Raw genomic sequence first — 25939 nt, forward strand, 5'->3', positions numbered from 1 at the left:
AATAATCTTTTAAAATCATCTACCAGGCTTTATTGTTTATCTTACACCCAAATCAGCCCCTCTCTCCAGCTTATCTTTTCCCTGCTTTTCCTGGATAATTTTCTTATTGATTTCCAATCGTTCATGGATTGATGGTTTCTTCTCTTTTCCCGTCATTGCTCTCTTTTGTGCTACTGGCTTTCTTTCAGCTTTCCCTGCGTCCTTAACTGCTGTATTTGCTTCAACGCCTGCTCTTGACACAGCTTCTCTGCTCTCATTTTTCTCTGTCACCTGCTGTTCTCGTCTCTCCTTCACACCTTTTTCTTCCAGACTGCAAAAACTCTGCAAATACGGCAGAACATGATTCTGCATATCCGTCAGATCTTCCATATACTTCTGATACTCTTCATTACCTTTTCCTTGCTGATAACTAATCCAGCTTTCATCTGTCAATTTCATTTCATTCTGCATCTTTAACTGACTGATGATACCACCGTTTCCGGTACCAATCTCTATCTTACCTTGAAAATGGTGCAGCATCTTATCACCCTTCTCAGCATAATATACTGTAAAAAACATCTGTGCTGTCGTTTTTGGTTCGTTGGTGTTTGGATCACGGTCAGCATACCAGGCTTTGTCCTGTTCTACGGTTTTGGAATCCAGATCAGATAACTTTTGACATCTTGGACTCCCCAACTCACTTTTCTCACAATAATTCACATACACCATCGGCTCCATATCTTTTGAAAGCTCCGGTTTATAGGCTTTCAGTCTTTCCATCAATACACCTGCACGAACAGACAGGTCGCATTCTTCGTCCACAATATCCTTCAGATAAGAAATATAAGAATGTGTATTGCCACTCTGCAAATCCAACATCACCTCTTGTACCGTATTTTCTCCCGGCTCCACATTATCTCGATACTCATACGGATCAAAAGCTTCTGCAATCTCATCCAATGCCTCTGCCAGCTGTTCTGTGGTCATCTTCTCTGGATACATTGCTTCTCGAACATCTCGCATCGGTACATACTTGTAGTCCGGCAATGCTTCATGAATTTTCTCAATTCCTTCCCGTACCAGTGCAAGCTCCTCATAAAACCGAACATCATCCATCAGATTCCCAAATACGGTATTTCCTTTTACGATTGCAAATTCGGCTTCATCATAGTAACTGTCTTCCGGATCACGATAGATAATTCCCATTGAGCATCCGAGATAAGCTGTTTCTGGATTCTCCCTATATTTTTCATAGACTGCAGCTATCTGATTAACATCGGTACTTTTTTCATAAGCTCCCATATCATGGAACTCATCGCATTCTGCCGCAAAGTATTCCAGATACGGTTCTTTCTTCGGCGGCATATTATTGAGGACATTATCAATCATGTTATAATTCACCTCTTCCAGTTCCTCCACCTTTGCCAACGGCTTATATTCTCCCTGGCTGTTCTGAATCTCCGCCATTACAACCTCATCCATTTCTTCTACTTTTTCCATCAGCTGATCATAATCTCCACGGATGCGTTCTCCAGTCCAGCCTTCGTCTTCCAGAAGTTCCTCTGCCGCTTCTTTAATAGAAATTTCATCATTTTCATAGACGCCACCATCCATCAGACGGAAATCTTCATCGTAAAAGGAATAATCGTATCCTTCTTCTGTTCTCTGAATAGCAAAGTAACGTTCTCCTACCTCATATGCCAGTTCACTAAGAACCTGTTCTTCCAGATTCAGGAAAGAATCCAGTTGTTCAAAACTGATACTGTCTACAAAATGAGCTGTTACTTTTTCCCCGTCATTCAGAACTACGATATCACTGACAGACAGGGAATGTCCTCGGAAGTCTTCCGGTCTGTCAATGTTGAACCTTTCAAAAATATCTTCCAGTGACATATTTCCCGATAAGTCTCCAACATAGACCAGCTTATAATCTTCTTTTTTTATCTGCATACCATGACTTTCAATAAAGCGCATATTCATAAATGCATAGTTTTCGCCCGGTGAATCATCCTTGATCTGATAAATACCAAAGGTTCGCCTAGTTCCTAACAACAGGTTTGCCTCTTTCAAAGACTGAATCTGTGGATATTTCTGCATTTCCCATTCCAGGTTACGGAAACGCTCCAGTTCTGCCATGGACATCTGATAATGCTCCGGTCCTCGTTCAATTTCCATGCGTTCCGTGACATAGATCGGTGACGAAAAATTAGTGATCAGATAGATATCTGCTCCGGCATCGTATAATTTCAGTGCTTCTTCCTGATCAATGACACTCATAGGCTCCTGAAATGCTCCAAAATCTTCATCTGCATAATCCAGATCCTGATCCCTTATCCGTTCCCACATCTGTAATTCCATGCCAAACAGCCCTTCGTGTGCCTGTATCATTTCTTTACTTGCATACTCTCCCTTACCGCCATCGCTGCCCAGGCAATAAATCTTAGAACCCATTCTGTGATAATCCAAAGCTGCTTCTTTTCTGAGCGGCACCATGTCTTCTGCTGTATATCCATAATCACGTAATTCCAGCTTACCTATGGTTGGATCTGGTAGGTCCTGAATATCCATTTTTGCATCATCCAGAAGTTCCTCTACTTTATCTTCATCTGCCTGATTGATTGCATCTGTCAGATTTCTTACCAACGTCCTTACTTTCTCTTCCTCGCCAATCAGATTTGCATATTCAAAAATCTGTTCCTTTACATCCGCTGGAATCTCTATTTCCATGTGTTCTGCACGGTCTATCTGTTCCTGCGTATATTCCTGCATTTTCTGCGTTTCTTTTCCTGATATCATATTTCTCGCCATTCAAATTCCTCCTGTGTTCTAAAAAATGGCATAACCGGCAGAACCTTCTTCTACCAAATTATGCCATCTTTCCTGTTTACTTATTCCAAACCGAAGTCCCGTTTTCTGGTTTCCTTGCCAGTTTCACTTTCCCGTTGACTCTTTTCTTTATAAATCTGCAGTTTCTCATGGATAGAACCTCGTGCCGGTCTTTCTTCTTTCTCTTTTGATTCCGACTGCTCTGTTTCTGTATCTTCCCGCTCATCCATATTGAGAAGTGCATTTAACTCTGACAGTCGCTCCAGTTTCTGGTTCAACTCCTCTTCTTTTGGAAATGGCTTCCCGACTTCCTCTTTGGCATTTGCCATCTGCTCCTGTACCGTTTCCAGCCGTTGTTCTGCTTCTGCCAGTTTCTCCGGATAACTTTCTAAAAGATTATTGATACGAGTGATATTTCCCAGGGCATCGGCTCCCAACCGAACTTTAGCTACCGATTCATGCTTTACAGACAGGATAAACTCTTTGCTCCAGCTGTCGAATTGGATTCTCATGTTAAATCCCTGATAACTTCCAATGTCCATAGCTGCATCTACAGACTTAATGTCTTTGCAGACCGCCAGAAGTGCCATACCTGCCTCTTTCTTTTCTGTGAACACTTTGCCACTGATTTCCATAGAAAACTGCTCTGGATCTGTGATTTTATGCTCAGAAAAATGAGCGATATCTGCCTTGTAGCTGGCAATAATCTCCGTCAGTTTTGCAATCTGTTGCGGAAAATTCCTTGCAATGTCATCTTCCAGGCGGTACTGGTTATTCATGTGATTAGCTTTTAAAAGCTTTAATTTTGCCACATCCACATCTAATGCCATCTTCTCTTTTACTGCCGGATTTCCGGTTGCAAGTGCTTTGACCTCTGCATAGGACAGCGCCGCTTCGTCCACATCTTCACAACTTCTGACCGGTGCTTTGCTCGTCATAATCTGGGAAATGAATTTCTGCTTGTTCTCGATCAACTGCCACATATAACTGTCGAAAGTGGATTCTGTTACATACCGGAAGATATGAACCTTTTTATTATGGTTTCCCTGACGGATAATACGTCCTTCCCTCTGTTCCAAGTCAGATGGTTTCCAACCAATATCCAGATGATGCAGGGCAATCAAACGATCCTGCACATTGGTTCCTGCACCCATCTTTGCTGTTGAACCAATCAAAAAACGAACCTGCCCGGATTTCACTTTTCCAAACAGCTCCGTCTTCTTTGCTTCTGTATTTGCATCATGAATAAAAGCAATCTCTTTTTCCGGTACACCTTTCTCCATCAGTTTTTGCTTCAAGTCATCATAAACATTGAAACTGCCATCACCTTTTGGTGTGCTCAAATCACAGAAAATCAACTGTGCGGATTTCTGTGCTGCTGTGTCTTTCCATATTTCATAGCTTTTCTCTGCACAAACTGATATTTTACTTTCTGGATTATCTGGCAATAATTCATTCACCAAACGCTGGTCCAATGCTAACTTTCTTCCGTCATTGGTGATTTTTAGCATATTATCGACCGAGGCATCTACCCTTCCGTTTCTGACAACTTCTGCACGTTCTCCCAGACTTTCTACGATTTCTTTCTGCTGTTCCGTTGGTTTTAACACCACTGTTTCATATTCCGCTTCCGGCACTGGAAGCTTTAATTGATCGGAAGTCTTGATATCTGCAATCTCCTTAAACATATTCATCAGTTCCGGGATATTATAGAATCGAGCAAACCTGGATTTTGCACGATACCCTGTCCCTTCCGGTGCAAGTTCGATGCTCGTGACAACTTCTCCAAAAGTGGAAGCCCAAGAATCAAACAATCCAAGTCCCATATTCTGCAGTTTGCTGTTCTGCAGATACCGCTGCATAACATATAATTCCGTCATGCTGTTGCTGATCGGTGTGCCCGTAGCAAAGGTAATGCCTTTTCCTCTGGTAATCTCATCCAGATACTGACATTTATTGAACATATCTGCCGACTTCTGTGCTTCGTTCTGTGCAATCCCGGCTACATTTCTCATTTTTGTATAAAGAAACGCATTTTTATAGCTGTGTGCTTCATCTACATACAAATGATCCACGCCCAGTTCTTCAAACGTAACTACCTGATCTTTCTTCTCTTTCTGATTCAGTTTTTCCAGCCTTGTCTGCAGTGTCTTTCTGGTCTTTTCAATCTGTTTGACGGTATAACGCCCACCGTCCTGTTCATACCTTGCACTCTGGATTGCCATTTCCAGATCATCAATCTGCTTCCGCAGCATAGCTTCCTGCCTCTCATCAGAGATTGGAATACGCTCAAACTGGGAATGTCCAATGATAATGGCATCATAATTCCCCATAGCAATTCTGGCACAGAATTTTTTTCGGTTTGCTGGTTCAAAATCTTTCTTGGTTGCAACCAGGATATTGGCTCCCGGATATAACTGTAGGAATTCTGCACCCCACTGCTCCGTCAAATGGTTTGGCACGACAAAGAGATTCTTCTGTGATAATCCCAGTCTTTTACTTTCCATTGCCGCCGCTACCATTTCGTAGGTCTTCCCAGCTCCTACTACATGTGCCAGAAGCACATTGTCTCCGTAAAGCTGGTGTGCAACTGCATTTTTCTGGTGCGGACGAAGTTCTATTTCCGGATTCATTCCTGGGAAAGTCAAATGACTGCCATCATATTCACGGGGACGGATGCTATTAAATCGTTCATTGTACACCTTTACCAGTCGTTCACGCCTCTGCTGATCTTTAAAAATCCAGTCTTTAAATGCTGCTTTCATGGCATCCTGCTTCTGCGATGCCAGCATGGTTTCTTTCTTATTGAGGACACGGATTTCATCACCATTCTCATTGACACTCTTATCATAGATGCGTACATCTTTCAGGTTCAGGGTATCTTCCAGAATCTTATAGGCATTTGCTCTCTCAGTTCCATACGTTGCATAGGCAAACGCATTTCTTGGACTGTCGGCATTCTTTCCTGTAATCCTCCACTCACCATTTACCTCAGAGAATTTTACCTGTATTTCCTTCTGTGCAAGATACCATGGCGTATGAAGCAGTTCTACCATAAAATCCTGATAATCCGAAGGTTCAATCCATGTGGCTCCAACACGTACCTCAATCTCAGATGCTTCCAGATCTCTCGGCTGAACCGCCTCCAATGCACGGACATTCGGTGTAAATTCCGGGTGACTCTCGGCAAAGGTTCTCGCAGTGTTTAATTTATCCCTGACATTTCCAGATAAATACTCATCTCCACTCTCCCACTGGTCTGTCAGTGGATTCTTAAAGATAACTCCAACCAGTTCCTCCGTGATTTTTTCTTCTGTCTTTCCAGTCAGCTGTGCCATATAGGTCAGATCCACCTTTGCTCTTTCATTCAAAGATAATGCTAACGCTTCTGTCGCTGTTTCTACGCTGGTTACTGCTACTGCCTTTTTGATGGTTCGTTTTGTAAACATATCTGCTTTTCGCTTCAATGTTCCATCTTCGTTCAGATCTTCCAGAGAACACAATAGGCAATAAGAAGAGTCATCAGAAAACGCCCGTTTGTTGGCATTACTTCCAATGACTCCATACTTTACCGTGTAGGTATCATATACCTAATTCAGTTTTTCCTGCTGTTTCTGGATTTCTTCATCTGTGACGTTTTCCTCCATCTGCAAAGCGATCAGCTCTCGGACAGTATCACGGATTGCAACCATCCCTTTTACACGTTCTGCAGTAGCGGCAGGCATTTTCACCTGATTCATCAAAGAGTTGACACGGTAATATACCTGATCATCTACCACCGTATAACTGTAATTTCGCACATTTGGATCTGCTGGAATACTCTCTGGCATCTCATCCAGTTCTGTCTCCACATCTACTGCCGGTGCCATGCTTCCCTTGATGTGTTTTACAGCTTCTTGTAACTGTAATTCCAAATCAGCTCCTTCCATTGGAGCACATGTTGTTTCCATACCATACGGACCGGACTCTTCTTTCATCTCACCCAGAATCATTTCCGGATGCTGAACAAAATACTGATTGACTGTAATGCCATTGACATCACTATCCAGATTTATCCATTCCGGCATTTCTTTCGTAAGGCTTTCCCTCTTTTGGAAAAACAAGATATCAGCACTGACTTCTGTTCCCGCATTTGCCTTAAAAGCTGTGTTCGGCAGTCGGATTGCTCCCAACAGATCTGCCCGCTCTGCCAGATATTTCCGGACTTCCGGTGACGCCTTATCCATAGTTCCCTTTGTTGTGATCAGTGCCGCCACACCACCTGGACGTAACTGATCTATCGTCTTGGCGAGAAAGTAATCATGGATCATGAAATTGTAGCGATCATACTGACGGTCATTGACCTTGTATGCACCAAATGGCACATTTCCAATCGCCACATCAAAAAAATCATTAGGATAATCTGTCTTCTCAAAACCTTTGATCTGAATATTGGCATCTGGATAGAGTAGCTTTGCAATTCTACCGCTGATACTGTCCAGTTCCACACCATAGAGTTTGGACTGATTTAGATTTTCTGGAAGCATTCCAAAGAAGTTCCCGACTCCCATAGACGGCTCCAGGATATTTCCTTTTGTAAATCCCAGATTCTCCAACACCTGATACATACTTTCAATCACAATCGGCTGTGTATAATGAGCATTTAACGTGGAAGCTCTGGCTGCAGCATATTCCTCTGGTGTAAGAACCGTCTTTAATTCCAGATATTCTGTCTCCCATGCAGCTTTTGTCTCATCAAATGCATCTGCAAGACCTCCCCAGCCGACGTACCTGGATAAGATTTTCTGTTCCTCTGATGTCGCATTGCGGTTCTCATCCTCACATTTCTTTAACAACTGGATAGCCATGATATTGGCTCGGAATTTCTCCTTCGGTGTTCCCTGTCCAAGTTCATCATCTGTGATACGGAAGTTCGTTGCTTGAATCGGTTCTGCTATTCCGTTAATCTCTTCCAAAGATTCTTTTTCTTCCGATACCTCAGCTTCTCCCGATAATTCTTTTTCTTTTTTATCATAATCTGTCCACACACGTTGAGAAATAGCAGTAAAATACGAGGACTCTTCCTCCATAATTTCTTCCCTGATTTCCCGTAATTCATCTAAGGTATCCGCATTTACAGTTTTGTTGTGATAATGATAATAAAGTACTTCTTGTCCGAGTTTTACATCCAGACGTTCCAATTCTTGTGTTGACATTCGATTCCAAATATCATCTTTTTCCGTATGAATCGTGAAACCTTCTCCATCATCATGATATTCTAATGTGTATTGAAGTCGATTCACTTCTCCCTTAACTTTGCAATCAAAATCATGGATTCTTGTTCTGGTACCGGACATATATTCTGAATCAACTAATCTCAAATCAGTTATATCTTCCGCTGTCAAAGTATCCTGCTCCAGCTGTTCTCCTAACATCTGCTGTGCTTCTTCCAAATCTGCCAGTCTCTGTGCTTCCTGCCGCTCTTCATACTTTTCCAATTCTTCCGGTGATAAGAAATCATCGGTGCGGATCAGCTGACGGACACGTTCTGCAACCTTATTCCATTTTAATAGAATTTCTACTTCTGGACTGCCAATCTTTCCTTTCGCAAGTTTTAATCCTTTTGCATCATGGGATGCGTCGGAAGCATCTGCTCCTAGTATTCCGGGTGAAGAACCACCTGTTCCATACTCATTTTTCAGGAACTCAGCTGCATCTTTCATATCATGATGTTCCATGAAATACTCATAGATTCGGTTACGTCCTCCTGCAGTAATGCCGCCTCTTCTTAACACTGCGTCAATTTCATCCTGTGTGATAAAGGATAGTGCCGGTCGCTCTACCTTGAATTGCTGATCCACCCAGGAACGCTCCCTCTGGAGATCTTTATAGCGCTGGAAATATTCCGGATTATGCTGGATTTCCCAACGATGGTAATCTTCTGGATTCTTTTCCATATCTTCCTGAAGCCATTCAAAACGATAGGCTGTCGCAGCTGCTTCTTCCGGATCTATCCAAGCCGCCCCCACTACATCCTGCCAGTCAGAATAGGACAACCGTTCTTCTCTGTTTCTGCTCGTATCACGGAAATGGAGTGCCAGAAGATCTGTCATTTCTTTCTGTTCCTGCTCGATAGCATTATTGGAGATAAGATTATCAACATAATTTCCTTCCTCATACATATCCTGGATCCTGTCAGCAGCTTCTTCCCACGTAACGATACGGTCAAAATTTCTTCTTGCTGAGTCGCCTCGTCGGATACGGATACCATCGTTGTCGTACCAGATACTGATTTTCTGCCCATCTATGGTAAATCCTTTTCCTCCAGTGCCATATTCCTCTTTCAGGAAGCTTTGCATTTCTTCATTATCCAGACCTTCGATCAATCTTGCAGTAATGTGAAACAGTGTATTTTTCTGTCCGCTTCCTGTTCTGAGAATATCGTCTACCACTTCATCCGAAATAAGAAAAGCGGCTGGCTGTTCTAATGCAGCTGCCGCTTTCCTTATTTCTCCTAACTGTTCCTCTTCTGTTGGGAACAGGCTTAACTGTAAATAATCTCCCGAATTACCAGTTCCTCTGCCTGTGCCTTGATCTGGTTCATGTGTCTGGTCCATGCCATCCCGTCTGCCATCTTGTCCGGTGCCGGATCTTTCTCCAGAAGTTCGTTCATCAGGTTGTCTACTCTCTGCCTTGCCTGACTGTCGATCTCCATCAGATGACTGTCCAGACGGTTCTGCAGTGTCAGAATATTGAACCTGGCTACCTTGTGGTTTCTCAGATACTCTTTCCTCATCATTCCATATTTCCCGATCGTTCCTCTCGTCTCTTCCAGGCTGATATCTGGAATCTGATACTCTCCGTTCTGGCTGTAACTGATCTCTCTCATAGTCTGTTTCCTCCTTTTTTTCTTCTCTATCTTCTGTATTATCTGTGTTACTTTCACGAATTAACGTGTTAAACTCATTATAAGCTACTTCTTTTTCTTTTGCAACCGTTTTCAGGTCATTTTCCAGATCATTCAGAACATATCGTCCAATCTGCATCAGGACTGGTCTGCTGATCTCGTTGACTGCACTTCCCAGATGTCCTAACACTTTCAACTGATTGAAGTCCGTTATATGCCGAAAATCCTCTGCATCCAGATATTCCTGTACATCCAGTCCACACCTGTTTAGTAATACACACCAGACACTATTGGTCATCAGTTCTCGGAATTCTACTTCCTGATTCTGTTCGTCCAGTTCTTCCAAAAATGTCCCTGTCACATCCAGTCTCAGTTCTTCCAATGCATCTGGAAGCCATTCCTGCATACTCTCCTTCGCTGCCTGATGCAGACTTTCAGCAAGTCCTCCTTCTGTATCTTCCAGTGATAACTGCTCCTGCAGATAATCTGCCACCAGATGTTCTCCTTCTACTGGAAAATTCCATAACTGAGGATCCTTTCCAAGATTCCGCACTTTATAAGTGTCCTGCACATCAAATACATACCGAAGTTTTGTTTTCGGTCCGGAAGTATTGTCAATCAAGGCAATCCCCTTAGATCCCTTTTTGATCCATCGGTACATCTTCTGATTCCAGATTTCCATGGATGCTACGGCAGTTGCTTCCGGCCGCTGTGCATAAATTAAAAGCTGTTCTGGAAAAGTGTATTTGTACAGTCTGGATGCAGTGTTTAGGAACCGCATCCATTCCTGCGGACTGGCAGCTACATCTTTTGCCACCTCTTCCGTCAGCTGTTCCATTACATATAATTTATTTGCCATGTGCTACTCCTTTTCATAAAATCAGGGACTGCTTAGCACAGTCCCCTTAAAATCATCGTTGCTTCTCTTTATAATGCTGTGGCAAGATCTTTTGACTTATTCTTCGGCACTTTCTCTGCTTCTTTTGCCTTGATCTCTGCCTTGGCTTTCTCCAGCTTTCCGTGGATTCCACCTTTTACTTCTGCTTTTTCAGCTGCTTTTTCTTTTTCCAGACGTGCTTCCCTACGTTCAGCATTTTCCATGACTGCTGTCTTTCCATCACAGAACTGAACCTTATCTGACAGCTGTTCCTCTCTTTCTACCTGTGTCTCATTGACTTCTTTTACCATCGCATTTAATTCCGGGACCTGAAAAATTCCGTTATCAGGGATAATCAGCACTTCATGAATGGAAGATGGGATGACAAAGTAATCACTTCCCAGGCATTCCCCAATCTGTTTTCGGATGTCTTCCTGCAGTAACAGGGAAGCTCCATTCATCTTAGCTTTGTTTGTCAGACAGAACATTGAGTTTTCCATGGCTTCCATATCCATTTTTTCATTCAGCAGGTTTTCTGGTTCTTCACCAAAAATCATAGATTTGATAATCTCATTCATATCCATAAGTGTGACACCACGTTTTCGGTCTGCCGTCATTGCATCCGCTTGAATCTGTTCGGCAGATACTCCCCACTCGTTCATCAGAGAAACAGTTACCGGAATACTGCTGATCCCTTCTCCATTTTCCTCCAGATTTACTGCATAATAAGCTGCAAAATCTCCGTGTTCTGTGACTACTTTATCAGCAAGACGATCGGTATTCCATTCCTTGTCACAGATTCTCACCTGCAATTTTTCCTTCATTTTTTCATAATCAAAAACGTCCGGAACTCCCATATCAAAAAATTCTGCTTTACCCTGTGCTTCAATACGCATATCAGCTACATCACCAACACAAGAATCTACATCTTTCCCATTGATATATTCCTGATAGAGAGAATCCAGATAGACTGTCGGTACGATTCTCTGATCTCCATTTGGAATTGTAATGCCAGTAAGCTTCAGCCCATTGTTTTTTTCTACTTCTTGAAGTTTAATTTCTGCGTCCTTGTAAGACTCTGGCAGATACTCCTTTACATTGTCTTTGACATATTCATAAAATTCTTTTCTGTTCATCATACGCTTTTACCCCTTTCTGATCATGTGATGGTTCATTCTTTTTCTGCTGACCATCTGCTCGGCTTTCTTCTGATAAGCCATCATTCTCTTTAAAGTTTTCTCCTGGTTTTTTCGTGCTTCCTGTCTTTTTTCCATTGCTTTCATCATAGTTTTCTGTTCCTTTCTGTGATTTTTTTGTATGAAAAAGGGAGCCTCACATAGAAGCTCCCAATCATAACCGTTGGTTTCCTTATTTGCTTTTCCTTTTTCTGCAGATATAAAGTCCTGCCATACCTCCTGTGGAGATTACCAGAAGCAGAATCGGCAGCCAAATATTCGTGCTGTCACCTGTTTTTGGTGCATTTGATACCTTTGTCTCTTCATGGGACTGTGGTGTATTCGGTGTTTCTGGAACTTCCGGTTTCTCATTTGTCAGATTGAAAGTAACTTCCACGACTGGTATACTGTCATTCGCATAAGCAAATGTCACTTCATGCTTGGTCTGATCCAGTGTGTATCCATCCAGTGTTTTTGTTTCCACCAGATAATACTTGATAGCGGTATCATATTTGCCATTCTTAAATGTGGCAATCTCATACAGCTTGCTTTCTGCATGACCGGCAGCATCTGTCTTTAAGGTTTCCAGAACTTTTCCTTTGCTGTCACGGAGTTCAAATTCTACCCCTTTCAGCGGTTCTCCTGATGATTTATCTGTCTTATTGAGAATCACTTTTCCCTTGGCAGTATCATCTTTCATAGCCACTTTCTGGATTTCTCCGTTATCTTTCACCTCAAATGTCACATCGGCTGTCAGAAGATATCCTTTCGGTGCCTGCTCTTCACGTAAGGTATATTTACCGATTGGCAGTTTTTCGATATAGTGTGCTTCCTCTGTGGAAGTCCAGCTCTCTACTACCTGATCATCCTTATCGAGAATCGTCAGTTTCGCACCTGGAATCTCAGTTTCTCCTGTGATATCAGTCTTACTGATCTCTACTTTTGTCACATCATCTTTCATCTCATGCTTCTGAACCTCTGCTGTATTCTCTACTGTGAAAGTAATACTTTCTGCAGTGACATATCCATCTGCCGGTTTTGTCTCTGTCATGGTGTATTTCTTACCAACAACCAGTTCTTTGATCACATGGGATTCTTCCGTAGAAGTCCATTCATCTACTGTATTGCCATCTGAATCCGTTACTTTCAGGTGTGCACCTGGAAGTTCTTTACCTGTTGTCAGGTCTGTTTTGGACAGCTCCACTGTGGTTGGCTGATTTTCAAAAGTAAAGTCGTAGCTTACTTCTGCCTGGTCTTCTCCGGCATATTCAAAGGTAAATTCCTGTACTTCTTCTGTTGTAACAAATCCGTCCGGCGCAAAGATTTCTTTCACATAGTATTTTCCATCTACCGGAAGATCTGCCGTAAAAGTAATCTGTCCTTTTTCATCCGTTACTCGCTGCTCGATCAGACTGTCTTTCTCAAGGAGTACCTCGCCCTTTACATTTTTGATATCTTCACTGGTATAAAGACCGAAGACACCACCTGCAAGGACACGGTCTGTATCTTTTTCTTTCTTCACAACCGTAACCTTTACTTTCTGACGGGCATTCTGCCATTTCTCATCATAAGTAATGACTGGTGTGTCCTGATCACGGTAGGAAAGATCAACATATCTCGGCTCTCCGTCCAGCATATAACCATGGGCAGTTTTTACTTCCTTCACATAGTACTTGCCAGCCGGTAGATCTCCCATCTGTGCAATACCATTGGAATCCGTAGTAATGGTTCCCACTTTTTCATCTGCTTTGAAATAATCTTCGCTGACACCATCTGCCGCTTTGATATCTTCCGCAGCAAATACATCGAAAGTTACATTTGAAAGGCTTCCGGTTACATACTCAAAGAGATGCTCCACAGTACCTTTTACATTGTCCAGAAGTGTCACTTTATCCAAAAACTCTCCATTTTTGTTAATGATCAGAAGTCCTGTTGGAACTTCATCTTTCATCTCTACTTTCTGAATCTCTGCGGTATCTTCCAGCGTGAACTTCACATCCGTTGCTTTCAAATAACCATAAGGTGCCATTTCCTCACGAAGGGTGTATTCCTCACCAACTGTCAGTCGTTTGATCACATGTGGCTGATCTTTTACAGAAGTCCACTGATCCACAACATTTCCTTCTTTATCGAGAACGGTGAGTTTTGCCCCATCCAGTTCCACACCTGTTGTTACATCAGATTTTGTGATTTCAACTGTTGTTGGCTGGTTCTTTTTCACAGTTTTCAGTTTTACTGTCTTCACATCCTGTCCCCGATAATAAGCATCCAGATTCAGCACTTCATCAGAGGATACAAATCCAGCCGGTGCTTTTAACTCTTTCACATAATACTGTCCAAGTGGCAGATCCAGCGTACATACTGCAAGACCATCATTATCAGAAGTCATTTTCTGTAAGAGTGTATCTGCTTTCACAATCACTTTTCCATCTGCCTTGATATCCTCTTTGTTATAGATACCAAAGACAGCCCCTGCTACGGTTGCACCATTCTCTGCATCCTGTTTTTCTACCTGGATTGCAACTTTCTGTCGGTCATCGCCAACAGTCACTTCCTGTTCAATCACAGGTGTATCCTGATCGGCATAGACAAATGCGACTTCTGATCTATCATGGTTTAGAACGAATCCTTCCGGTGCAATCTTTTCTACCACATAGTACGAACCAAGCGGCAGATTCTCTGCAACTGCTTTTCCGTCTTCCCCGGTCGTAACAGTTGTTACCAGTGCATCCTTCGCATAGATCAGCTGCCTGTTTCCGTTTTCATCTTTCTGATAATCCGGTGTAAAGATATTTTCGGCTGCATAGACATTAAATGATGCACCTTTCAGGTATCTTTCTTCATAAACAAAATCCTTTTTTAATCCGGTCAGCATCTCACCTTTTTTATAAATCGTCAGCTTTCCTTTTACCGGATGGTTCTCGTAATCTACCGTAATAATGGCATCTCCGCTCTCAGAATCCATCTGATATGCTGTGTTTGCATCCACCGCAATCTCTACATAGTTCTTGTTAATTGTGTACCCTTCCGGTGCGTTGACTTCCTCAATCCGGTAATGTCCGATCTTCAGATTCTTCGGCATGATCAGATATCCCTGGCTGTCCGTAAAATAGGACTTGTGAGTGGTTGTCACTGGGTAAGTTGTTACCTGTTCCACATACTTTTTGTTGTCCAGGTCATATACCTTAAATTCTGTTCCTGCAATCAATACGGATTTCTTTGTTTCATCGTCTTTTTTCACGATTTTCAGTTTTGCCTTAAACTCTTCATCCAGAAGCACTCGCCAGATCTGTGGCTCATTTGGATGATGCTCTGTGATATTCACTTCAAAATCATCGACCGGCTTGTAGTTGTGCGGTGTTGTTGTCTCACGCACGATATAGCTTCCAAATGGTAATGGAATACTGCAGGCATACCCTTTTTCATCTGTGAAAATCTCAGTAGCTCCATTTTCGCCACTCACTACTGGTTTGGCAGAATCAAAATCATAGCTTCCATCTGCTTTCTTTGTAAGGGAAGATTTCAGATAAACTGTAAATCCAGCTCCGGATAACAGATCTGCATCGGTCTTTCCATTGTTGGCTGCTTTGATGATCTGGAATGGCTGCTTGATGACCTGCTCACTGGAAGTGCACTCTCTTTTCACTTCTGCTGTCATATCTCCTTCATAACTGCACACAAGATCATGCTCTTCAGTATCTGCCAGGTATCCGGTCGGCGGTGTGATCTCTTTGATATAATATTTGCCAAGATATAAGCCATTTACAGAAGACTGTCCTTTGTCATCTGTTGTAAGAGAAGCTACCTGTTCTCCTGCTTTATAAATAGTTCCAGTTGCTCCATCCGGATGCACGATATCTTCACGGGCATACAGACCATAAACTGCACCTTTCAGTGTGGCATCTCCCTGTGGTACTGCTTTTCCTGTTTCTTTATCAACTTTGAATAAATTGATCTTTGCTGTCACACGGTCATTGCTGAAGGTATGGGCAAATGATACGGTTGCTTCTTTATCATTGGTGTAAGAAAACTTGAACGTATACACATCTTCTGTATTTCTTACATAGCCTTCCGGCGCCTGATCTTCTTTTACAGAATAGGAATATCCGATTGGCAGGTCTACTGTGAATTTTGCAGTTCCGTCTGCGCCAGTAGTTACTTTCTCAATCAGCGTTCCTTCTTTCACAACAACGCTTCCGTCTGCATTTCTGATATCATCGGATGCATACAGAGCAAAAATACCGCCTTTCAGTGGTTTCTTGGTGTCTTTATCCTGTTTTACTACGGAAACATCTGCTTTCTGTCTCTCGTTGTTAAAAGTCACATCTGCAAATACAACTTCTTTGTTCTGACCAGCATAAGTTAGAGTCACTGACTTTTCTTCGCTACCGTTATAGAAAGAGTCCGGTGCTTTTGTTTCTTTTACCACGTAGGTTCCAAGATGCAGGTTTTTCAGTGTGACAGAACCATTCTCACCTGTTGTCAGGTTTTCTTTTACAAGGTCACCTTTGCTGTACATTTTTGTGCCATAAGTTGTTACGATATCTGCCCCGGCATACACGTTATACACTGCATTTTTCTGTCTGCGGTTTTCATACTGAAATACCGTTCCATTTTCACTGACATCTGCTCCGGTAAGAACCTGTCCTTCTTTGTAAATGGTAAGCTCTGCCAGCTGTTCCTTATTTTCCACGGTTACAGCTGAGGTCTTACTTGCTACCAGTTTTACATTTGTTGCCGTTGCATTTACTACATATCCCTGTGGTGCTGTGATTTCTTTCAGATAAACGGTATCCTGTGTCTTGATAATCGTAACAGATGATTTTCCATTTTTATCTGTTGCAGGCATCTGAGTGATCAGCTTTGTACAAGCCTCATCGCTGTAAACGCCGAATACTGCACCTGCAAGATTGACATCCGCTGTATCGTCTTTCTTTACGATTTCGATCGTAGCCTGTTCAATCCAGGACACCTTTAAGCTTACATATTTTTCATCAGCAACACCTTCTCCAAATACAAATGCCAGATCCTGAACACTTGCATTCGTAGTCAATTTATATGCTGAATAATCTTTTGTAATACTTCCCTTCATTTTTGCAGAAAAAGTAGCACTTACATCGCTTGTCTGTGTCAGAGGAGCTGAGAGATAAAACGTGGTTCCTCCTCCAATTGTTACGCTTGCACCTGTCGCACTTACGGTTCCAGTAGATACATTATGGAGCTTTACTCCCTTTGGTAAGTCCATTGTGATTTTCTGCTGGGAAGATGCGTTGAACTGAATGTTCTCCGTTCTCTGAACATTTCCATCTACATAAGCCTTTACATTCGGCTTTGAAAATGACATCGCTACATCTGGTATTTCCGGCTTATTCACACAATAATTATAAAGCTCTTTTGCCAAAGCCTCGCCTGTAGCATTTGTTCCATAGAATGCATCACTGCTTCCATTGGCATAAGATGCAGCCATGTGAATAATGATGAATCTTTTTCCTTCTGAGAAATCCGTGTGTTTATTCGCAAAAAAGCTTTCGCTCCCTGCGGCATCTGTACCGTAATAACACACTTTTGCTAACGCCTGATTGTCCCCAATCTTTGTGATTGTATAATTTCCGGATCCTGGTCCAGGTTTTGCTGGCTGTACACAATACGCAGTTGCTCTGACGCTTCCGTAGCTGATATAGTACGGCTCTGTCAGATAGGTTCCAAGATTATAATCTGCATATCTATACAGAGGTCCTTTTTCGATTGTTACCTGCTGTGTACTTCTTGCTGAATAAGCCGAAACTGCTTCAAATGTTGCAATCTCTCCTTCTTCCATAGAATCAAGATCCACACCTTCGTCTCCTGCCTGTTCCAAAACATCATGAAGCTCTAACCCTGATTCTTCATCATAGGTATCCTGATTCTGTGCCTGCTCTACCAAATCATCAAATTCATCAGCGTCAATATCGGTAACCTCCGAGTCTGCTTCGGAATCCTCCGCTTCCTCTGTCTGCTGCTCACTTACAGCTGTTTCGGATTCGGTCACTGCTTCACTCCCTGCCACCTCTGTCTGAGCTTCAGTTGCTTTCTCACGCACAATCAGTTTTCGGCTGATCTGGTACTTCGGATGCTCCTGATTTACCGGTTCCACATAATAGACCGCTTTGTAAGTGTCCGCATGATCTGTCGTAAAATCCTCATCCTTGTCATTCTTTGCTTCCTCAAATGTGACTTTTACCTTGTTATCATCCTTGATTTCCAGTCCGGTATAATCCGATTTCACATCAAATACACTGCCAGCTTCCATTTCATAATCTTTGGCAGTCACTACCTCATCTTCATCCAGAAGGTCTTTCACTTCCTCATAAAGTGGCGGTTTTTCCTCTGGCTGGATCTCCGCTGCATATGCTGTCATCGGAGATAACACTGTACTAAGCATTGTCATGCCTGCCAGCAAGCCAGATACTACTTTTCTAAAATTACCTTTTTTCTTCATGCTAAGGTCCTCTCTTTCATATATTTGTATTAAAACAGACAGTCCTTAGACTGCCTGCAATACACTACTTATCGTTGTGGAAAAATCAGATTGAACTGTACATTTCCCTCACCGGGATCGACCATCTCCACGGTTGCTTCATACTGTCTCCCTGTTTTTCTTGATACCAGATCCTTATAATGGATTTTTCCTTTAGACAGGAACTTCTTTGCTGTCGCCTTATCCATCTTTTTCCCTTGGCTTGCAAGAAATTTATCATTCTTCCATAAGGTAAAAGCACAGTTCCGGTCAGAACAGTAAAAGTTTACTTTCCCTTCCCTGACATCTGCTCCACAGCGGGGACATTTGCCAATGACTTCTCCTTTTGCCTTTCCCTGAAACTGATTTTTCTTCTCTTCTGAAATCCCCTGATATCTGGCAACCAGTTCCTGCATCAGCTCTGTAATCCCATTTAGGAATTCATCTGCTGTCTCTGTATTCTGGGCAATATGATTCAATGCCATTTCCCACTCTGCGGTCATCTTCGGAGATTTAATCTCATCCGGTAGAACCGTAATCAGCACATTCCCATCATCTGTCGGCACCAGATTTTTCTTTTCCCTTTTCACAAAGCCAGACTGAATCAGTTTTTCAATGATTGCTGCCCTTGTTGCAGGAGTACCAAGTCCTTTCTTTTCTGTATCTTCGGTCAGCTCTTCATTCCCTGCACGTTCCATCGCAGAAAGCAGGGTATCTTCTGTGTACTGTTTCGGTGGCTGTGTAAAATGCTCCGATACAAAAGAATCACAGGGACCATAATGCTTGCCTGCCCAGATATCCAACTCCGGCTCTTCTTTTTCTGCAATGATTCCAAAGAACTGTTTCAGTTTTTTCTCAATTGTCTTGAACCCTTCCTGTTTTGTTTTCTTTGCATTGAGATAAAACGTATGATAATTGCAGGTAATCTGACATTTATGACTCTCATAAATATAAGGCTCTGCAGTTGCTGTCAGAACCCTGGCACTGATCAAATACAAAATCTTGCGGCTTCGTTCTTTCAGTTCACCAATATCTGCTTTGGCTACTTCCATGGTTGGGATAATCGCATGGTGATCGGATACTTTCTTTGAATTTAATACCTTACTCACGTCCAGTTGATATTCCAGACCTTCAGCATAAGGCATTTTCCCAAATAACATCTGAATCAGAGTTTCTGTGCTTTCTCCCATCTCATCTGTCAGATACTGGCTGTCTGTTCTCGGATAAGTGACAAGCTTCTGCTCATACATCTCCTGCACAGCATCCAATGTCTGCTGTGCGGTATAGCCAAACATTCTGTTAGCTTCCCTCTGCAGGGTGGTCAGATCATAGAGTTTTGGAGGGCGGACCGTTTTCTCTTTCACATCATCCTTCTCCACTTCGCACATCCGCTCCAGGCAGTCCGCAGCCACTTTATCTGCATCTTCTTTTTTCTGAAAATGCTCTGTGACCGCATCCATATCGTCAAACTTGATATGAGCCATATAATATTTTTCTTTGGTAAATTCCTTGATCTTCTGATTTCGATCCACAATCATGGCAAGTGTTGGTGTCTGTACTCTTCCAACTTTCAGATTCTGGTTATACAGAACGGAAAAAAGACGGCTCGCATTGATTCCCACCAGCCAGTCTGCCTTTGCCCTGCAAAGTGCTGACTGATAGAGACTGTCATAACACGAACCGTCTTTTAATGACGAAAATCCATCTTTAATTGCCTGTTCTTCCATGGAAGAGATCCAGAGTCGCTTCATCGGCTTTTTACATCCTGCCTGCTCATACACCAGACGGAAGATCAGCTCACCTTCACGTCCTGCATCAGTTGCACAGATCACTTCATCTACTTTGGAATCTCTCATCAGTTTCTTTAAGATTCCGAACTGCTTTTTTGTGCCCTCCAAAATCTTGTGTTTCCAACATTCCGGCACAATCGGCAGATCTTCATATCTCCATTTTTTATATTTTTCATCGTATTCCGATGCATCACATAATCCAACCAGATGTCCTACGCACCAGGAAACGATATAACCGTTTCCCTCCACGTAGCCATCTTTTCTTGTTCTGGCTCCAAGCACGGAAGCCAGTGCCATCGCAACCGATGGCTTTTCTGCAATCACTAATTTCATTTACTCCTGCTCCTCTTCTTCATCTTCCAGCACATTATCGTCAAAATCTTCATCTCTCAGGATTTCCGGTTCTGTACTTTCTTCCTGCTCATCTGCATCGTCTACTTCCCGCTTTTCAGACTCTGAATCTTCGGATTCCTCTTCATCCTCTTCCATCTCATCCTCGTCATCATATTCATGCTTCGGTTTATAGACTTTGAAGTAATATCCTCCTGCCGCAGCTCCGACTGCTACCAGTGCAATCAGAAGATACGTTCCAAATGGACTTTTATCTTCAGGCATCTGAATATCATCCTCTACCTTATCTTTCTCGGCTGTCTCTGTCGTTTCCGTCTTTTCTTCCTCTGCTTTTTTCTCTGGTTCTGCATAAACAGTATCTACTTCCGGAAGTGTCACTGAATCAGAAAGCGTGAAGTTCATCAGATCTTTCTCACTGACTTCGGTAAGGAAATACACATTATCCTGAGATTTTGAATTATCAATAATCAGATAGAAAATCTTACCACTCTTAGTTGAAATGGTATAAAACTCTTTTGTGCCTTCTGTAGCTGTTTTAGTAACAGAATCTGCTGTCTCACCTTCTTTATTAAGCTGTTCCTCGATACCTGTCACTGTCCGATCATCCACGGTTCCTTTTGCATCTGTTGGCTCAGAAGCCTGTGCATCCTGCGGAAGTGGTGAAGTCGTTGTTTTCTCAGTCCCAGTTTCATCTGCACTGGTCGTAGTTGCCATTACGCCATTACTGTCACTAGAGGTTTTCTGTTTCTCTGCCTGCTTCTTTGCCCATTCATAATAAGGATTCTGCAGTACATATTTCTCAGAAGTATTTCCGGCACCATCCGTTACCGTGATTTCAATCTGTTTTGTTGTAAAATCTTTCTGTGTCAGTTGCACTCTCAGCATTCCATCCTTCAGATCTGTATAAGTGGTGCCATTGACTGTTACTGCAGTAATCCCGGATACTGTATCATTCCCCTGAATCGTCAGCACACCATCTGTCAGGGAAGCAGAGAGTGTCGGCTTTTCCGTGTCATAACACTTAATAGAGCGATTCTGCTCATAGACCTTCCCCTCACCATCAGTCACCCGCACGTACACTGTCTGATTTCCAGTGATCGTGATACTTCCACTTCCTGTTACATCCTGCCAGCTTCCATCTTTTCCTGCTTTTGCTTCAATCTTTGCTATAGAGAAACCTTCCGGCATATGGCTGGCATCTACCGTAACAGCAATGGTTGTTTCTCCCTGTTTCCAGCCATCCGGCTTCTCAATCGTGATTGCAGGTGTAGTATTCTCAGCTGCATAAGCAGTCTGTGTCTGGAGCAAAGGTGTTGTCAGGCAAAGAAATGTCGTTGCTGCAAGCAAGCTCTTTTTTACCCTGCTTTTAGTAATTGTTCTCTTCTTCTGTTTCATTTTTTCCAGATTCATCATCGGCTTTTGTTTCCTCCTTCTGTATTTCTACCCTGCTGGGCAGTTCATTTTTCATTCTCTTTTTGAAAGCTTCCAATTCCGGAATGCTCATATCCATTGCACGGATAATTCTTACAATTTCCAGATTTTCCGCTTCTGTTTTTGCAATCTCCGCAGCCTTGAACCGCTTTAAATCTGCTTCATATCTGGCTTTGGAGGCTTCCATTTTTTCCTTGGCTTTCTCATAATCTGCCGTTGCTTTTTCAAGACTTTTCATCGGTTCTCCTTTCCGGACGGCTGATGCAGCCGCCCTTTTTTCTTACCATCGTCCGAATCCATAGAAATGACTCTGCCAGTATGGGGAATTGATGGACGTATACTGCACCGGATGTCCACAATGGATCATCTGACCATTGCCTACATAGATTCCGATATGCGTTACCGGCTCCCCTGCGTCGTAAGTTCCAGTAAAGAAAATCAAATCTCCCGGCTGTGCCTCCGACTGGGATACTGGTGTACAAATGTTGTACAGTCCCTGTGCTGTTAGTCTTCCTGTATTCCTTACACCAGAGTTTGTCAGACAGTAGCTTACAAATCCGGAACAATCGAATCCACTTGGGGAATATCCACCCCACACATACGGTGTTCCGAGATATTTTGCCGCTTCTTCTAGTAATCGCTGTGCCGCTTCACTGGTGTATTCATTGCCGCCAAAACTGGAACCTTCTCCTGTTTCCAGATAAAAGATCGGGTTCAACCGTTCTCCATTTTTTAACAGTTCAATATGAAGATGGCTTCCTGTCGAATTTCCAGTGTTTCCTACCAGACCAATTTCATCACCTTTGCTAACAGATGCTCCTGCAGATACGCTCCGGCTGCTAAGGTGTGCATAGCGAAGCTCATAACCTTTGCTGTCTTTGATAATGACGTAATTTCCATAGCTGTCATTATAACCAGAAGTCGTAACAGTTCCAGTCAGTCCTGCCATCACTTTTGTTCCTTCCGGTGCACCAATATCCATACCATTATGAAGCTGATTTGCTCCTGATATTGGATGAATCCTGTATCCATAATAGCTGGTCACACTGGAATACCAGTTAAAATCAACCGGTGTTGCAAACATCTGTAAATTGCCTTTTGTATCGTTGTAGGCACTGAACAGTTCTTTCTGGAAAAATCCCAGCCTGTCCTGACAGATTGACATCAGGTTTCCACTATTTAAGGTGACATTCAGCACATCTACATCTCTTGTCCTGGTCACTTCCACTTCATTGCTTCCATTATCATCTGCCAGATAACATTCCCATGTTTGATGTCCATGTGCAGATGCTGCCGCATGACTGTCATAATAGACATCAAACTGTACACCGTATCTTGCGAAAGCTCCGGTATCTTCTACCGTATATTCGACACCATTCATTACCACCTTTGTCCCCATTGGAACAAACGGATTGGAAGCATCTACTGCTAAGGTATGATTGGCTGTTGGATATGCTCCACTGGCAGTCGGTCCTCCGCTCCAAATACCACAACAGATCGGACAGTTACAATATCCACTGGTCACTACTTGTCCCAAAGATTCTCCAACTCTTACAGTTGCTGTCTCTGTCACAGTCTCATTGACTGCTTCTGTTTCTAACTGATACTGCAATGCAAAAAGAGCATCCAGTTCCGGCTTGACCTGTTCAAAGGTAAACTCTTCATACTTTGCTGACAGATAACTGATCAGGATAAACGGATCATGCTCAATAGGTCCGATGTTATATCGATATTCCTCATGTCCCGGTTCTTCAGATTCCATGTTGTTGATCCGCTCCTGCAGATTAGCTTCCAGCTGTGTATAATACAATTCTGCTTCCCTAATTGCCTGATCTGATGACAGATAACTGGTTCCCGTGTAAGTGATCACATTTTGTAAAAACACCGCAGAGCATGATGTGATATTTGTTATGATTAGAAACATCAATCCGATCAGAACTGCTACACTGATATACACCTTCCGGTTTTCTTTAAAGAAGTTAGTGACTTTGCCGCCAATCTTCTTAATATAATCAATCGTACCTTTTGCAGCTGTTCCTACTATCTGTTCACTTCGCTTCGCTTTGGCATAATCCCGTTTGATCTGTTGCTTCTGAATCTGTTTTTTTAGTTTCTTCTGCTCCTGACGGGCTGCCGCCTGTGTCTGTTTCTCTTTCTGTCTCTCCAGTCTGCTTCTCTTTCTGGATGCCCTCTGTTTCCTGCGTCTGGCACTTCTCTGTTCCAGCCGGTAAATACCTTCGCCGCCTTCTTCCAACTTATGGGCACCTTCCACTGCCGCATTGTCGTCTTCATTTTTACTGATCTCACGATGCAATGCTGCGGAAGTTGCACTTCCTGCTTTCTTGACAACAGAAGCTTTTTCTGTTTTTACAGATTCCCCTTCGCCAAACTTCAGGCGGGATTTCTTCTTTCCAGGAGTTTCCCCTTCATTTGCCCGATAGACCTGTGCCTTCTTGGAATGCTGCTTAGCTTCCTTTTTCTTTTTGGCTTCCTCATAAGAAAACTTTTTGGCTTTTTCCTTCTTTTTTTGATGGCGGAAATTGACTCCATCCGTATCCATCTGGTTCAATTTCTCCATATTTTTGTCATTTTTCACAGAAGCACCAGTTTCCTCATAAGCAAACTTCAAACGCTGTTTTTGTTTTGGCTTTTTGCTGCCGCCGGTCTGATTTCTCCGGCCGTCTCCTCGGTTTTCTGATAGATCAGCACGTTTTTCTTTCAGTCTCCCTAACTGTCCGGATTCATATTTTTCTGCAAGTCTGGATTCTTTTCCGACTTCAGCACGAATCCTTTTCCGGTTTTGCTGCTTTCTATTTTGTCCAAAATCCTCACTTTGCTTCTCTGTCCGTATCAGTTCCGGTGCATCTCTGGATTTTTGCACAGAGGGACGAATATTTTTCCCACTCCGTTCAGACTGGCGGGAAGACTTATCCACAAGGCTTAATTCTTTTTCCCCCTGTTTTCCTCCCATCTGCACATCACTGGCACGGTTACTGACACGAACAGAAGATTTATCCGTCAGGTTTTCTTCCACCAGACCATCCTTGGTCATCTTTTGGACTTTCTTGTCCCTGACTTTCATTCTCTGTTCTGCCACTACTTACTCCTCCTTCTTCGGATACCCTTTCCCTGCCTGTAATAAGCAGAGAAAAGCGATGCCAAAAACAGCACCGCCACTAAAAGTTAATACATATGAAATTGCTCGTAACATTGTTTTCTCCTTTGATTTACCCTGCTTCAGAAGTTTCCTCCAAGCGGGTTGTCATGATTTTATAGAGGGAATTCTTCGGGAATCTGTCTACGAATGGGATAATGACATTTCCATAGAACAGAAGTCCTTCCCCCTCATTACTGTTGGTTACATAGGACAGCTGGGTTGGTGAGATATTCAGCTGTTTTGCCAGAATCTGCCTGTCTCCGGAAGCCTGGTTGAGCATATAAATGAAATCAGAGTTTTCAAAAATATTCTCGATTTCCCTGGAAGCCAATAAATCTTTGATATTCTGTGTTATCTGATTGTTATTATCAGGCGGCTTTTTATCCACCTCTCTGGGGCTTTCGCCCATTTTCATCAGCGTGTCATTTCACGCTCAGCATAGCATATCTTTTTACCACGATTATATCGTACCGGCTGGCAATGCGGCCTCTTGGAGCTGTTATATTCTGCTTATGCAGGTTCAAGCTCTATGCGTTGCGTGTGGCTATTCTATTATGAATAGCCTTCCACTCGGATTAGGTCGCTACCCCTTTCCCGTTTTTTTCCGCATTGATACTTCTGACTTACTTGCCGGTTTCAGTCAGAACGGCGATAGTTTGCACTTTAAGCGACTAACAAGTAACAAACCAGTTCACCAGTTGGAATACCTCCCCATTTACGGAACCTCTTCCAAATTTCCACACTGTAAGCTGCTGTCTGCTCTTCTTTTAATAGAAGATGGAATTCATCCACATAGTAACGGGTAGATTTATGAGCGGAACGATTGATAGTCACTCGGTTCCATACCTGATTGTGATAGGTAATCCGCCGCTTTTGCCATATCTCCCGATATGGTAGTCAGGACGGATTTTCCCCCACGTCGCACCGTGCGTGCGGCTTTCGTCGCACACGGCGCTCCATCAATACGGATT

Annotated in this window: 9 protein-coding genes and 2 pseudogenes; all 11 read right to left on the reverse strand. The window is 42.8% G+C overall.

Annotation, left to right across the window (positions count from 1 at the left end; genetic code table 11):
- Nucleotides 1-36: 36 nt before the first annotated feature.
- A complete protein-coding gene (locus tag D8Q48_RS13865; protein WP_121056880.1) occupies nt 37-2787 on the reverse strand; it encodes a YodL domain-containing protein in 2751 nt (916 codons plus the stop codon).
- Between the two features lie 80 nt (nt 2788-2867).
- Nucleotides 2868-10550, reverse strand: a pseudogene (locus D8Q48_RS13870) (DEAD/DEAH box helicase family protein).
- Between the two features lie 68 nt (nt 10551-10618).
- Nucleotides 10619-11707: a DUF5688 family protein gene (locus D8Q48_RS13875; protein ID WP_121056882.1), complete on the reverse strand. Its 1089-nt coding sequence runs from the start codon at nt 11705-11707 to the stop codon at nt 10619-10621.
- A gap of 6 nt (nt 11708-11713) precedes the next feature.
- The gene (locus D8Q48_RS17280) at nt 11714-11854 is read right to left on the reverse strand and encodes a hypothetical protein (RefSeq protein WP_005344203.1); all 141 of its coding nucleotides are present in this window, start codon (nt 11852-11854) and stop codon (nt 11714-11716) included.
- An 82-nt stretch (nt 11855-11936) separates the two neighbouring features.
- Nucleotides 11937-18221 (reverse strand): SpaA isopeptide-forming pilin-related protein, encoded by a 6285-nt coding sequence (locus D8Q48_RS13880; RefSeq protein ID WP_121056884.1) that lies wholly within the window; start codon nt 18219-18221, stop codon nt 11937-11939.
- Between the two features lie 68 nt (nt 18222-18289).
- Nucleotides 18290-20362, reverse strand: coding sequence for a DNA topoisomerase 3 (locus D8Q48_RS13885; RefSeq protein ID WP_121056886.1), 2073 nt, complete (start codon nt 20360-20362; stop codon nt 18290-18292).
- Nucleotides 20363-21793, reverse strand: a complete 1431-nt coding sequence (locus tag D8Q48_RS13890; protein WP_330514744.1) for a CD1107 family mobile element protein — start codon at nt 21791-21793, stop codon at nt 20363-20365.
- On the reverse strand, nt 21747-22049 hold the full coding sequence (locus tag D8Q48_RS13895) for a DUF4315 family protein (RefSeq protein ID WP_121056888.1): 303 nt from the start codon (nt 22047-22049) through the stop codon (nt 21747-21749). The genes D8Q48_RS13890 and D8Q48_RS13895 overlap by 47 nt, the downstream gene beginning before the upstream one ends.
- Nucleotides 22050-22091: 42 nt before the next feature.
- The gene (locus D8Q48_RS13900; RefSeq protein ID WP_347562305.1) at nt 22092-24863 is read right to left on the reverse strand and encodes a peptidoglycan DD-metalloendopeptidase family protein; all 2772 of its coding nucleotides are present in this window, start codon (nt 24861-24863) and stop codon (nt 22092-22094) included.
- 48 nt (nt 24864-24911) lie between these two features.
- On the reverse strand, nt 24912-25022 hold the full coding sequence (locus D8Q48_RS13905) for a hypothetical protein (protein ID WP_008688066.1): 111 nt from the start codon (nt 25020-25022) through the stop codon (nt 24912-24914).
- Nucleotides 25023-25038: 16 nt separating this feature from the next.
- Nucleotides 25039-25323 (reverse strand): annotated as a pseudogene (locus tag D8Q48_RS13910) (conjugal transfer protein TraE); the annotation flags it as partial.
- Nucleotides 25324-25939 lie beyond the last annotated feature (616 nt).

The organism is Ruminococcus sp. B05, assembly GCF_003628495.1.
Classification (GTDB): domain Bacteria; phylum Bacillota; class Clostridia; order Lachnospirales; family Lachnospiraceae; genus Schaedlerella; species Schaedlerella hominis.

Excerpts from the sequence above, each read along its gene's own strand:
- D8Q48_RS13865 (WP_121056880.1), bottom strand. The coding sequence starts at position 2,787 with ATGGCGAGAAATATGATATCAGGAAAAGAAACGCAGAAAATGCAGGAA.
- D8Q48_RS13875 (WP_121056882.1), bottom strand. The coding sequence starts at position 11,707 with ATGATGAACAGAAAAGAATTTTATGAATATGTCAAAGACAATGTAAAG.
- D8Q48_RS17280 (WP_005344203.1), bottom strand. The coding sequence starts at position 11,854 with ATGATGAAAGCAATGGAAAAAAGACAGGAAGCACGAAAAAACCAGGAG.
- D8Q48_RS13880 (WP_121056884.1), bottom strand. The coding sequence starts at position 18,221 with ATGAAGAAAAAAGGTAATTTTAGAAAAGTAGTATCTGGCTTGCTGGCA.
- D8Q48_RS13885 (WP_121056886.1), bottom strand. The coding sequence starts at position 20,362 with ATGAAATTAGTGATTGCAGAAAAGCCATCGGTTGCGATGGCACTGGCT.
- D8Q48_RS13890 (WP_330514744.1), bottom strand. The coding sequence starts at position 21,793 with ATGATGAATCTGGAAAAAATGAAACAGAAGAAGAGAACAATTACTAAA.
- D8Q48_RS13895 (WP_121056888.1), bottom strand. The coding sequence starts at position 22,049 with ATGAAAAGTCTTGAAAAAGCAACGGCAGATTATGAGAAAGCCAAGGAA.
- D8Q48_RS13900 (WP_347562305.1), bottom strand. The coding sequence starts at position 24,863 with ATGACCAAGGATGGTCTGGTGGAAGAAAACCTGACGGATAAATCTTCT.
- D8Q48_RS13905 (WP_008688066.1), bottom strand. The coding sequence starts at position 25,022 with ATGTTACGAGCAATTTCATATGTATTAACTTTTAGTGGCGGTGCTGTT.